The 13,755-nt window shown below is 30.1% G+C and carries 8 protein-coding genes and 1 tRNA gene; 2 read left to right on the plus strand and 7 right to left on the minus strand.

The annotated features are described in order from the left end of the window. Both IU405_RS13305 and IU405_RS13310 read right to left on the minus strand, forming a co-directional pair. On the minus strand, positions 1–1,470 hold the full coding sequence (locus tag IU405_RS13305) for a proton-conducting transporter membrane subunit (protein ID WP_197439102.1): 1,470 nt from the start codon (positions 1,468–1,470) through the stop codon (positions 1–3). A 209-nt stretch (positions 1,471–1,679) separates the two neighbouring features. Continuing rightward, positions 1,680–1,754, minus strand: a tRNA-Pro gene (locus IU405_RS13310). 182 nt (positions 1,755–1,936) lie between these two features. Here IU405_RS13310 and trxB point away from each other — a divergent pair. Then, entirely contained in the window at positions 1,937–2,884 is a 948-nt protein-coding gene (gene trxB / locus IU405_RS13315) for a thioredoxin-disulfide reductase (protein ID WP_197439103.1), read from the plus strand. A gap of 61 nt (positions 2,885–2,945) precedes the next feature. Here trxB and IU405_RS13320 read toward each other — a convergent pair whose 3' ends face one another. Then, positions 2,946–5,423 (minus strand): M14 family zinc carboxypeptidase, encoded by a 2,478-nt coding sequence (locus IU405_RS13320; protein WP_197439104.1) that lies wholly within the window; start codon positions 5,421–5,423, stop codon positions 2,946–2,948. A gap of 201 nt (positions 5,424–5,624) precedes the next feature. Here IU405_RS13320 and bshC point away from each other — a divergent pair, with 201 nt between their 5' ends. Next, entirely contained in the window at positions 5,625–7,217 is a 1,593-nt protein-coding gene (gene bshC, locus IU405_RS13325; RefSeq protein ID WP_197439343.1) for a bacillithiol biosynthesis cysteine-adding enzyme BshC, read from the plus strand. On the opposite strand, the gene IU405_RS13330 is transcribed toward bshC, so the two are convergent. The 4 genes from IU405_RS13330 to IU405_RS13345 form a co-directional block, all read right to left on the minus strand. Next, on the minus strand, positions 7,214–7,816 hold the full coding sequence (locus IU405_RS13330; protein WP_197439105.1) for a hypothetical protein: 603 nt from the start codon (positions 7,814–7,816) through the stop codon (positions 7,214–7,216). The two genes, bshC and IU405_RS13330, sit on opposite strands and share 4 nt — an antisense overlap. 292 nt (positions 7,817–8,108) lie before the next feature. Continuing rightward, the gene (locus IU405_RS13335) at positions 8,109–8,540 is read right to left on the minus strand and encodes a DUF1573 domain-containing protein (protein WP_197439106.1); all 432 of its coding nucleotides are present in this window, start codon (positions 8,538–8,540) and stop codon (positions 8,109–8,111) included. A 115-nt stretch (positions 8,541–8,655) separates the two neighbouring features. After that, entirely contained in the window at positions 8,656–10,839 is a 2,184-nt protein-coding gene (locus IU405_RS13340) for a DUF4838 domain-containing protein (RefSeq protein WP_197439107.1), read from the minus strand. A gap of 27 nt (positions 10,840–10,866) precedes the next feature. Beyond that, positions 10,867–13,746, minus strand: coding sequence for a tetratricopeptide repeat protein (locus IU405_RS13345; protein WP_197439108.1), 2,880 nt, complete (start codon positions 13,744–13,746; stop codon positions 10,867–10,869). Positions 13,747–13,755 lie beyond the last annotated feature (9 nt).

The following is a 13,755-nucleotide window of genomic DNA, read 5'->3' on the forward strand; positions in this document are numbered from 1 at the left end:
TTATTTAGATTTATACATTAAAACTGTTTTATTGTAAGGCTGTGAAATGTTCATTAATTTTACATACAGCCAAGGAATGTTTTTGTAAACACCTAGTTTCATTACAAAAAATCCGATGAGGAAAATGAAACCAAATATAATTTGAACCCAAGATAATTTTGTAGGTTGATCAATCAATGGCATTTGAGACATTAAATGAGATACTCCATTATACATCAACGCATAAATACCAATTCCCAGTAAAAATATCACTGATGGGACAAGTATTTTTTGCAAGGCATTTAAACTTTTTTCTTTAACGATATTGTAACTTGCTTGTCCGACAGTGATGGCAACTACCAATGTTAAGAAAACACTGCTGTTGATTTCAGTTCCTTTACCGGTCAAAAATGCAAAAAGATAAGCGCCTGTCACTCCAAAAATTAGCACTATTAAGGCTTGTAATGGTTTAATTTTTAAAGATTCTTCTTGTTTTGGGACTGTTTGCCTGATTTCTTCTCCAGATGAAAGAAATAAATACGCTTTGTAAAATCCATGTAAAATTAAATGAGCAACAGCTGCATTAAAAAAACCAAGCCCACATTGCATAATCATAAAACCCATTTGAGCAATTGTTGAACAAGCCAATTTTTGCTTCACATTTACTTGAAGTAATTTGGTGAATTGGGCAAGAATTGCTGTTAAACCGCCAATGATAAATAATAAAGTAAGCGTATCTGAAGCGAAAAGTAAGGTTGAAAATAGTGATAATAAAATTCCAGCTCCATTCACAAAACCGGCGTGCATAAGTGCTGAAGCAGGTGTAGGTGAGGTCATTGCAGATAACAACCAGCGATGAAATGGATAAATGGCAGATTGAACAATAGCAGCAGTAATAATACAAAGTGATGAAATCATCAAAATATATTTAGGTAATTCATCAATTATTAATGATAAGCCATCAACAGTATATTCTTGGCTTGCGAATGCTAATACTAACAAGCTGACTGCAAGGAAAAAGGTACTAGTGAAAAAGTATTTTTGAGTGAATTTTGATGCTTCTTTAGCTTCTCCCCAATTTTTATCAATACCAATTAGTTGAGACATGAAAATCCCCATTACTAGCCAACTGAATAGCAATAAAAAGATATGATTTGACATAACAAGTATCATTACTGATAAATTGAAACCCAAACAAAGTAGCATGAATTTAGCATGAAATCTGAATCCTTTAAGATAGCTTTTCGCATAAGTAGCTACAATTGCACTAAAAAAGGTAACAGTTGTCCACATTAAAATAGTAAATCCGTTAATTCTTAGGATGCTTCCTAAATTCCATTTAGGTAAGTTGTTAAAGTGTAAGATTAGGTAGCAAAGATTAGCGATAAAAAGAAGCCATAAAAATAAGTTTACAAGCGTAGAAATAGCTGATTTGTTAGTATCAACCTCTGGTTTCTGTTGATTAGAATCTGTTTTTTTTTCAAAATCCATTTTTAAAATTTTTATTATATTTATTGGTTTTTATAATTCGAGGCAAAGGTGTAAAATATAGTTTATATATTTTTATTTATAATTATTATGAAATATATAAAAATATTTTATGAATTAAATTTTGAAAGAAATTCTACAATTTAGATTTAGAGATAAAAAAAAACCTTGTAAATCTATGATTTACAAGGTTTAAATTTGGTTTTAATTTGTCGGGGTGGCAGGATTCGAACCTGCGACCTCCTGCTCCCAAAGCAGGCGCGATAACCGGGCTACGCTACACCCCGAAATGAGTTTTTGTTGGGACTGCAAATATACATTCTTTTTATATAAATGCAACAAATTAGATAATTATATAAATCGTACTGAAATGATTGTAACTAGCTATGTTTTTATTACAAAAAACTATCAATATTTCTATTGAAAAGCGCAGAAAAACTTTATTTTTACCAACCAAAAAGGAAGTAATATGTCAGATACAATTGAGAAAATTAAATGTTTAATCATAGGCTCAGGTCCTGCAGGTTACACTGCAGCGATTTATGCAGCAAGAGCAGATATGAGACCAGTGATGTATACAGGAATGCAAATGGGAGGTCAATTAACTACAACAACTGAGGTTGATAATTTTCCAGGATATCCTAATGGTACAGATGGAACCATGATGATGGAAGATTTAAAAAAACAAGCAGAGAGATTTGGAACTGATGTTCGTTTTGGTTTAGTTACTAAAGTTGAGTTGAGCAAAGAAATTGGAGGAATTCACAAAGTTATTGTTGATGAATCTAAAGAAATTGAAGCTCAAACTATTATAATTTCAACTGGGGCAACAGCAAAATATTTAGGAATTGAAAGTGAACAAAGATTGATTGGAGGAGGAGTTTCGGCTTGTGCTACTTGTGATGGATTTTTTTATAAAGGTCAAGATGTGGTTGTTGTTGGAGCTGGAGATACTGCAGCTGAAGAGGCTACTTATCTTTCTAATATCTGTAGAAATGTAACCATGTTGGTACGAAAAGATTTTATGAGAGCTTCAAAAGCAATGCAACATAGAGTTAGTAAAACTAAAAATATTGAAGTTTTGTATAACACAGAAATTGAAGAAGTTTTAGGGAAAAATGTTGTAGAAGGAGTTCGAATTATCAACAACAAAACTAAACAGACTGATGTAATTACCGTCACTGGAGTTTTTATTGCGATTGGACATACACCAAATACAGATTTGTTTAAAGGTGTTTTAGATATGGATGAAACAGGGTATTTAATTACCAAAGGAAAAACTACAAAAACAAATTTACCAGGAGTTTTTGCTGCTGGAGATGTTCAAGATAAAGATTACAGGCAAGCAGTTACTGCTGCAGGAACTGGTTGTATGGCTGCTTTGGATGCCGAACGTTACTTAGGTTCTTTAGAGTAAGAAAAACTTACAACCTACAAGTTTTGAAAAGCTTGCAGGTTGTAAAGTTATTTTTAGGCTATTATTTTTTTATGATATCTGAATTTAAAAGGAAAACAGCATTCGCTAAAAATAGTTTGCCATTGTCCCAAAAAGAACGAAATAAAGGATTGTCAACCATATAAATAATACTTCCACTTCCTTTTCGCTCTTCTCCAAATAACAATGATTCTGGAATATTTTTTACAGCCAAACTTCCAGCATATCCAGAAATATTTTTGCTAGTTGCATCAAAATAAGCAACATTACTTCCTTTTTCTAAATACATGTAAGATTTATTTCCCAATTTTAAAGAAAAATAAGCGTCTTTATATCCAAAAGCTAAGGGATGTGTGTTGTCAACTTTACTTTTAAAAAATGCTCCAGTTATAAAATCTTTAACGCTTTTGCGTTCCAAATCAGCATAAGGTGTCAGGTTTTTATTGGTTTCTTTTTCAGTTTCTTTGCTTTTTAAAGCAAATCCTTCTTTATCTACAAAACTCTGTAAAGCACTATCAATAGCAATCAAAGTTCCTCCAGATTGAACCCAATTACCCAATTTTTCAAGTGTGTTTTTAGATAGTATCTCATCATAATATCCGTCAGGAATGATGAGTACATCAAAGTTTGATAAATTTACACTATTGAAATAATCCGTGTTTAAAACTGTAATTGGATATTGTAACTCTGTTTCAAAAAAGTGCCAAATTTCACCAAAGCTCAATGATGAAGTTCCATTTCCTGACAGTAATGCAACTTTTTGTTTCTGAATTGGTTTTACACTTGCAGAACCAAAATCAACACCAGAAGTCACAAATCCTGTTGAAACTGAGTGTAATTTCCGTTGATTTTTAGTAGCGATTTCTATGAGTTTTTCATCAAAATCCAAAGTTCTATTGTCATTTCTAAGAATGATTAATGTGCCTCTTTCGTATGATTTTCCATCAATTGAAAATGGTTTTTCAGAAAAACGAGGAGTGATGTTTTCTTGTAGTAAGTCTCCCAAAAAAACAGCATCCTCTAAACTATTCCATTTAGAAATGTAAGCGTACGCATTTTTATCAACCGAATTTTTGATGGTTTCTGTAGCAATTGATTTGGTGGAATTTACACTTATTTTTGATGCAATTGCCTCAAAACCATGTGCATACGGAATGGACCAAGCTGTGATATCATAGGTTAACGAATCTGCTAAAAATGCTTTTGGCTCAAACAAAACCTTTACCATTTTACCTTTTGGTTGATTGGTATGAATCACCAAATCATTTGTAGTTGTGTTCAGTTTTCCTTCTTCGGAAGTTGAATATAGAATTCCTTTTGCAATTCCATTTGTTGCGTTTTCGTAACTGATTTCATGTTTGTCAAGCAATTTTTTCAAACGATTTGTTTTGTCAATATTGTCATTTTTTAACACATAACTTTTAAAATCTAAATTGCTGTTGTCAAAAAACTTTTTGAATTCTGAATTGATTTTTTCTACATTTTTTGAAGCTATTTCAACCGTTGATAAACCAGTTGTCATGTGATGCAAAGCCCTGTCTTTCAAAGTTAAAATCTCGCCATTATCCGTTTGAATTCCCAAACCTGCACGTCCATGTCCTGCTTGTTCATAGGTCATTCCAATGGCACCCATATAGGTTGGATAGGTGTCTCCATAACTTGGATACAGCAAATCAAAACTTTCTTTTGTGAAATAAAGCCATCCTTCTTTGTCAAAATATTTTGCATGATTTTTCCCAATTTCTGTTTGAAAATTGCGTTGCCATTCTGTGATGATTTCGTGAAAAGGTGCTGCAGCTGGTGCAAAATAATACGGATTGTTGATGTATTGTTCATGAAAATCAACGTGAATATGAGGCATCCATTTGTTGTACACTTTCAGTCTTTGTTGCGTTTCTACTTGTGTAGCCCAAGCCCAATCTCTGTTTAAATCAAATAAATAATGGTTTGGTCTTCCTCCAGGCCAAGGTTCATTATGTTCTTTTGAATCTTGTGAAATATCAAAAGGCGAACTTTTTACTTGATTGTACCAATTTACATAACGATCTCTTCCATCAGGATTTATGCATGGATCAATAATGACAAGTGTATTTTTTAACCACTCTTTTTTTGAAGTCACTAATTCATAAAGTGTTAACATTGAAGCTTCTGTGCTTGAAGCTTCGTTTCCATGAACGTTATAACTCATCCAAACAATGGCAATTTTGTTATCCGTATTTCCTTTTAAAATCCCAGTTTGAGAAAGATTTGATTTTCTAATATCTTCTAAATTTCTGATGTTTTCTTCAGATGAAATATAACTGATATATAAAGGTCTGTGTTCATTGGTTTCTCCATATTTTTCCAATTTTACATTTGATAATGAGTTGCTTACATATTCAAAATACTCCACAACTTTATGATGTCTTGTGAAGCGACTTCCAATTTCATATCCTAAAAATTCAGAAGGTGATTGTATATTTTGAGCGTTTAGATTGCTTATTGATAAGATTGCAATTGCTATAAGTTTGTAAATTTTCATGAAAATAAAATTGATATTTGCCAAATGTAAGGAAATAAATGGATTTGGGAAACGTGATATGTTAGGCTCCGTTAAAAATATGTTAGATTGAAAATGATTTTCTTTCATGCTTTAAATAAATCGTATTTTTACAGAAAATTATTTTAGAAATATGCAATTAGTAAAAGGAACTGAAATGTTACAAATATGTTTGGACTGTCTATGAAAGTAACTCACATTCCCTTTCAAAAAACGGGTTTTTTCTCAAAAATGATGCATGATTATTTGGAGAAAAGTGACAATTTGAAACCATTTTACAACAACTTTCCTGACATTCAAGGATTTTATAATCAAATTGAAGAAAAATCATCATCCTTTAGTTTGCAGACTAGAATTACACTTTTCAATGCTTTAAAAGTTCAATACCAAAATAGTACTATTTCTGAAAAAACCGCTGCTAATTTGGCTCTTTTACAACAGAAAAACACCTTTACAATTTCCACTGGTCATCAATTAAATTTGTTTACTGGACCTTTGTATTTTTTATATAAAATCATTTCCACCATCAATTTGTGTGAGGAATTATCTGTAAAATTCCCTGATAAGAATTTTGTTCCTATTTATTGGATGGCAACAGAAGATCATGATTTTGACGAAATAAATTATTTCAATTTCAAAGGAAAAAAAGTTGCTTGGAATAGAAATGATGGTGGTGCAGTTGGACGATTTTCTACAGCTGGTTTAGAGGATGTTTTTGAAGTATTTAGTGCACATTTAGGAAATTCAAAAAATGCTAATTTTCTTAAAAATCTTTTTTCAGAAGCGTATTTACAGCATGATAATTTGGCTGCTGCCACTCGTTTTATTGCGAATGAATTGTTTGGAAAAGATGGTTTGGTGATTGTTGATGGTGATGATAAAGAATTGAAAAAACTTTTAATTCCTTTTATTAAAGACGATTTGGTCAATGAAACTTCATTTACTGAGGTTTCTAAAACTATTTCTGATTTGGAGAATGATTATAAAATTCAAGTAAATCCTAGAAATATCAATCTTTTTTACCTTGATGAAAATAGTAGAGAACGAATCGTTTTTGAGAATGATTTATATAAAATAAACAATACAAATCTTCAATTTTCAAAGGAAGAAATTTTAAAAGAAGTTGAGAATTATCCAGAGAAATTTTCACCAAATGTATTGTTACGGCCTTTGTATCAAGAAGTTATTTTGCCAAATCTTTGTTATATTGGTGGAGGAGGAGAAATTGCGTATTGGTTGCAATTAAAAGGATTTTTTAATAAAGTTGAAGTGCCTTTTCCTATTTTGTTACTTCGCAATTCTGTTCAAATTGTAAGTTCAAAACAATCAAAAAAAATGGAAAAACTTTCCATTTCCAATGAAGAAATCTTTTTAAATCAACATAAGTTGATTTCTAAAAAAGTTCTTGAAAATTCAGAAATTGAAATTCAGTTTCAAGAGAAAATGCTTTTTTTACAGAAACAATTTGAGGATCTAAAGAGTGTGGCAAAAAATACGGATGTTTCTTTTTTAAACGCTGTAAACGCTCAAGAACGTAAACAACTCAAAGGGTTAGAAAATTTAGAAAAACGCTTGTTAAAAGCTGAAAAGAAACGTCAACAAGACTTGGTTGAAAGAATTATTAAACTTCAAAATGATGTATTACCAAATCAAAGTTTGGAAGAACGTCAGCGAAATTTTTCTGAATATTATTTGGAATACGGAGAAGCTTTTATGGAAACTTTAAAAGAGTATTTAAACCCTTTGCAATACCAGTTTACAATTTTAGAATTTTAATAAAAAACGGTGTCTTTCCACTGATATTTTTTACAAATAAAATGCAAAATGGTATAAACCAACATATGCACAAAAACCAAACAAATAAAGGCATATAAAGGAACACCAAAGATTTGGTAAGGCCAATAATAAGTCCAAACGCCTAAATAAATCGTGATCATTTCTCCAAAAGCGGGGAGAATCAATGACAAGATAATGGCAAAGAAGATTTTGTTTTTCTGAGTTTGATTTGATAATAATGGAATTAAATTTCGCTCTAATTTGTATAAATAATGAAAAGCTAACATCCACGCAAAAGGCAACCATAAAGGCAATTCACGATTCACTTCATGATATTCCCAATATCCATTTTGAACGCCCCAAGTTTCTCCAACTATTCCTCCAAAACCAGTTAAAAGCATGCCAATCAGAAGAATCCAATTTTTATTAGTTGTTGGTTTTACGATTTCTTTGTAGCAGTTTTGAACGACTTTTAAAAACAGTAAGATTGCTAAAATTAAATCATACTTTTTGAAAACACCAATGACAACTCCTGCTAAAATCAATTTTAAAAGGGCTTTTCCAATTTCTTTAAAGAAGATTTTTTTACTAGAAATCAAAATGCTCGTTTTCTTTTTTTAATCGTTGAAATCTATTTTCATAAATGGAAAAAAGTAAAAAATAGGAAACTAAAAAATACAACACAAAAGATGTTGTGAATACGAAAAGTGTTGAATTTGAAAATATATTTTTTGATTTTTGAAGAAAAAAACTAAAGATAAGTGAGAAAAAAAATGAGTAATACAAACTTTCAATCAAACAAAACCGAACTTTATTGAGTCTTTTTTTTGACCAATTTTTTATGAATTGAGCTGTCTTTTTTTGATAAAATTCAGTTGATTTGGACATTATTTACCTTACAGTTTTTGTAAAATCCACATAATATCCTTGCTGAGTCAAATCACCATCCACTTCTCCTGCCAATTTTTCTTTGCGTCTTTCCATGTAAATCTCTTCATAATCCTGGGTATAATGAGGAGAAGTAACCACATTTAAGTCAAACTTTATAGTTGTAAAAATATCTTTTTCAGTATTTGCAATAATGGTAATATAAAACTCTACATAGCCAATATTTTTAGCACTATCATAATCTAAGGTGATAAATCCAAAGTCATCTTGTCCAATGGAACCTGTAGGAAAATCAACTTCAATACAACCACAAGAAGCTTGTACTTCATAAATGATTAAAGGTTCTACACCTCTGTTATAAAACTTATAAGCTACATTTAATTCAGAACCTCGAAGAATTGGATAGTAATGACGCTCAGGATCTTCTATTTCCATTTTAGTCCTTTTTACGTTCTCCAAACTAGGTTTTCTAAATTCGCAAGAACTTAGAATTGAGATTAGCGATATGAATAAAAATACTTTTTTCATAAGTGTAAATTTAATCAATTTTTTAATTAAAAATTATTTCATCACAAGCCAATGCATTTTTTCCAGAAATTTCGGCTCTTTTTATTACTATTTTGAAATATTCTGGAAGTGGAAGTTTGTCATATTCTGTTGGTAAATCAATAGAAATCTCTTTAGTGTTCAACACATCTTCATTTGCAGGAACACTTATTTTTTTCAATAATTTATTATTCATATCCACTAATTCAATAAAACTAGGGTAATAAATTTTATGTTTTTTGTCCTGTAAAAATGAAAATGTAATTCTTTTAGCTTTAGAAATAGAACTTTTTTCAATTTCTAAAATAAGATTATCTGTAGAACTCAAATGCCAATTCGTATTGTAATCTTTCAAACCAAAAGTTCCATCATTTAAGACTTTAAAATTTCTGTAATCTTCATCCATGTTTGACAGTACTTTGAATGATTTTTTATAGAAATAATGTTTTCTTTTATGATATCTAAAAATAGTTTGTCTCCAACTATTGATATATTCTTCTAATGTATATTTTACTTCATTATAGGTTTTAATATCAGCTGATTTACTGTAAATTAGGAGTTTATCTAGTAAAGTTCCAATTTCGTTTTTTACAATGATTTCATCATTCCCATCCAATGTTGCAAAACCATATTCGCTAAATCCAGCATCTCTCATGATTTCTAATTTTAGAAACGTAAAAGCTGTTGCTAACTTTAAAAAATCTTTATCATACTTGTTGTTTTGAGTATGAGTATCAAATTCTTTATAGAAACTATAAAAAACTTTAGGGTCTAAATATTTATTTACTGATTTATTAATGCCACTATAAATGCTCAATTCTTTTTTACTAGTGTAAAAACTACTTTCTGTAAACAAGTAGTAATTTGTTAAAATTTCAGCTAATTTTGGTGGATATTTTGATGTAAAGTACTTTTTGATTTCAGTGTCTAAATGGATACTTGTATCCCAAAGTAAATTCGCAATAATAGTAGCTTTCAAATCTTGAAACGTGCTGTAATTGTATTCACTTCCATGCATGAAAACCCCGTTTACACCCAATTTTTTATACAATTTTAGATTGTCTTGAGTAAGCATCAAAGAAGGATAGATATCAAAATAATTATCAAAATTTACTACATAATCCCAAATAAATAGATTTTTAACATAGTTTCTCCATTTTTTGACATCACTTTCAAATTTTTGAAAATTTTTACTTCGTTCAATAGGAATTCCTTTTTGAATATTGATGGTACTATAAAAAACACCTAAATTGTCTGATGCTTTGAACTTTGGAACTTCTCTTACGCTATTATATGCTGCTGTAAAAAATAACAATTTTGGATAATTTTTAGCTAGTTTATTCATAAATGTAAAAACAGCAGGAGAGGCATCTTTGGTAGTATTGCCAACAGCTTTACAAGTACTACAGGTACACACCATTTCGTTATCGTTAGGCAAAATCATGAATTTTTTCAACGCAGTGTCATTTTCATGAATGTCTCTTATTTTTTTGTTTACAAATTCAAAAAAGTGCTCACTTGTAAAACAAAATTGCTCTTCATTTCTTTCCTTATCAACTTCTGCAAAAATGGTTTCTGGAAGTTGAGATCCTTTGATGAGTTTTGGTAAATTGTGTCCCCAAAGTCCCCATTCTAATTCCAAGTAATTTGTTTTGTTCCAAGTTCTAAAATCAGCATCAAAATTAGGAGAAAAATAAGGTTCTCTGTATTCAAAATCAGGAGTTGAACAAAGGCTTAACTCATTTGGAATCATTACTTCATTTTGAATCTCATCTTGTAAACTTTGATTTATTTTTTCAGTAAAACTCAAAGAAGTAAATTTTTTAAAAAACTCTTGAATGGCAAAAGCTAAGTTTTCATTGGAAGAGCCTTGAATTATAATATTTTTATCTTTATTATAAATACAATAGCTGTCTTTTTGAGTTGGATTGACACTTAAAAGTATATAAGAATAATTTTTATTCAATCCATTACTTCTCTCTACAATTAATGTTTCTTGAGTTAAAAGTTTGAAGTTTTTTACGAATTCACCAGCAGCTTGTGTAGTTTGAGCATCAGCATTTAAAGGAATAGAAATTCTAGGAATTATTTTTTTTTCACTTGAATAAAAAGTGAATTCATTTTTATCCTGAGCACAAGAATTAATGATAGAAAAAAATATAAAAAGGTATAAATATTTCTGGAACATATATCTAAAAGATGATTGAAACTTTTTCTAAAATTTAGTGATGATTGTAAAAGCCAAATTGTATTGATTTATGAATGCAAATGTACCCTCTGAAAATGTATTACTTTGGAAATTTGTCCATGTTCCATCAACAGCTAAAACAGTTCTTGGAGAAATATTATAATGATACCCAGCACCAACAGAAACATTTGAGAAATTTAAAAATACGGCTTGTCCTTCAGGTAATTGATTGTCAAAAGGAGCACTACCACCAGAAATTGTTACAGTAACTTTATCTTGCCTTGTATTTACATTTATTCTTGCTTGACCCATTAAATTAAAGTAGAAAAATTCACTATCTGTCATCAGATTTAACTTAGATGACACAACTATATCTTGCCAACTTCTTCCTCCTCCAAGAAGTAATGAAATAAAGTTTGTATCATCTTGCAGTCTTGAAAATCGTAAACCAGCTTGAGCATCATATCCTTTTTTAAATTCTTTGTATGCATTTCCGTAAAGAATAAATTTTGGAAAGAATTTAGTTCCTACTAATACTCCTACATCAGCATACATTGTTTTATTTAAAATTCTTGAGAAATTTATCCCAGGTTGAACTCCAACACCAAGTCTTCTTGCTGCATAATTTAATACACCACCATAGGTATTTTTTTCATATTTACGATTGAATGATAAGCCTGCAAGTGATGTGCTGAAAGGCAAAGAATCTGAAGTTGCTTTTGCATAAGTGATACCAACAATGTTTCTTAATTGCTCAGCTCTTAAAGTTTCTAGAGCAATATTCCATTCTTGTTTTTCATAAGGATTGTCAATTTCTCTATACTTTTGATAATAATACGCAGAATCGTATTCTTTCATCAACTCAAAAACAACTCCCTTTTTGTATCGTAAAAAATTATCATTAGGCGTTTTTTTCAATTTTTTGTTTATAAACTCAAGAGCCTCTTCATTTGGTTTATTGGTGATGTATAAATTAATCAAACGTTGCATAGATCCATCATCTTTTGGATTCAGAAAATATGCAGAATCATAACTTTTAATAGCTTCATCTGCTAAGCCTTCATCTTCGAAATTTTTTCCTTTAAAAAATAAAACTTCTGCTAGTGCATCTTTTATTTTTCGGTCATAAATGTATACTTTCTTCAAAGAGTCTAAGATTGCGACAGATTTGTCATAATCTTTGTTAAGCGTATACATGTTAGAAAGTTTAAGTTTGAAATTTTTATTTCCAGGATAAAAACTCAATGCACTTAAACTGTAATTGATTCCTTTTTGATAATCAGGAATTGCTGAGGATGCATTAATAGCAATATCTAACAATGTTTTATTGTTGTTTTGTCTTGTCAACCCATCTTCTACAATTGGTAAAACTTGCTGAAATTTTTCTTCACGCATTAAGAAAGTTGCATATTCTTCAACTTGACTAACGTACAAATCTGTGTATTTTTTTTCTAAAGGATATTTAGCTTCTAAATCTCTGGTGATGGTAAGTGCATCATCAAACATTTGCATTTTTTGGTATAATGTTGATTTTCTTACTAAATAATCTGGATTTTCTGGATCAAGTTGAATCAATTTATCAATTTGGTCAGTTGCTTCATCAAATTTTTCTTGCTCAAGAAGAATACTATAAATTTGTTGTTCAGCTTCTTTAGTGAAATCAGGAGAAGAAACCAAGTCATTTAAAATAGGCAATGCTTTGTCATATTGTTTTCCTACTATATAATCTTTTGCGGTATCATACATTAATTTGTTGTAAGCGTAAGTAATATCAACGTCATCAGGAAACTTTTCGTGAAGATTTAAAACCGCTTTGTTATAATTTTCAATATCTAATGTAGCTTTATATAACTGCATTTGTTTGATGAGATACTTTTTATTATCAGGATTTCTGGCTAATACTTTTTTAAGGAAATATTCTGCATCAATGTAATAACCTTTCCCCATTGCAGTATTAATAACAATGTCCATAGCTTCACCACCTCCACCTTCTTCAGCTAATTTTTTATATACGGTATAACTGTCATAATATTGACTAAAAACAGCAGCCTCTTGCATTACATAAGGAAGCGTTTTCGAGAATATTGTTGGGAACATTGATCTTCTTTTTTCTAGACTTTTAATGTATGTAATTGCTTCTCCATGTCTTCCTAATTCTACAAGTAATCCAATTTTTTTCTCCACCAAACTTAAATCATCAGGAAGTTCTTGCAATGCTCTTTCTGTAAATTGAAGCGCATTTTCTTTACTACCTTTCATCATTTCATTATTGATGATTCCCTGATAAGCTTCTCTATTTGTAGGATTATTGTCGATAATGGTTTTATAAATTTGATTTGCTTCGTCGTATTTTTTATTTTGAATGGCTTTATTTCCATCTCCAATCATTACATCATTGTATGCTTTACCAATTTCGGTATCATTTGGATAAATTTGATACAATCTTTTCAAGGCTCTTTCTGCTTCTTGAAAATTACCCATTTGTTTATAAATATTGATTTTTTTTAACCACCAACCTCTACTATATGGCGTGATTTCCAATAATTCATTTACAAAACAAATGGCATCAGAATATCTTTTAGTAGTTTCTTCAAGGTTTACAAGATATTGTAAAACATCAATATCTTTTCTTCTCCTATCATACACTTGCTTTAAAACATATCTAGCAGTATCATACTTACCAAGTTGAAGGTTAGATCGTCCTAGTAAAATTTTTAAATCTAAGTCATTTGGAGAAATTTGTAAACCTCTCCAACTCATTTTTGCGGCTTTGGCAAAATTATTTTCTTCAATATTTTTTTTTGCTTCTTCAAAATATAAATCCGAAGAATCATATATCTGTGAATATATATTTAGTTGCGAAAAAATCATCACAACAAAAATGCATATTAACTTGTTTATTTTCATGGTCTTTTA

Origin of the sequence: Polaribacter sp. BAL334 (assembly GCF_015767435.1) — a bacterium.
In the GTDB taxonomy this organism is placed as follows: domain Bacteria; phylum Bacteroidota; class Bacteroidia; order Flavobacteriales; family Flavobacteriaceae; genus Polaribacter.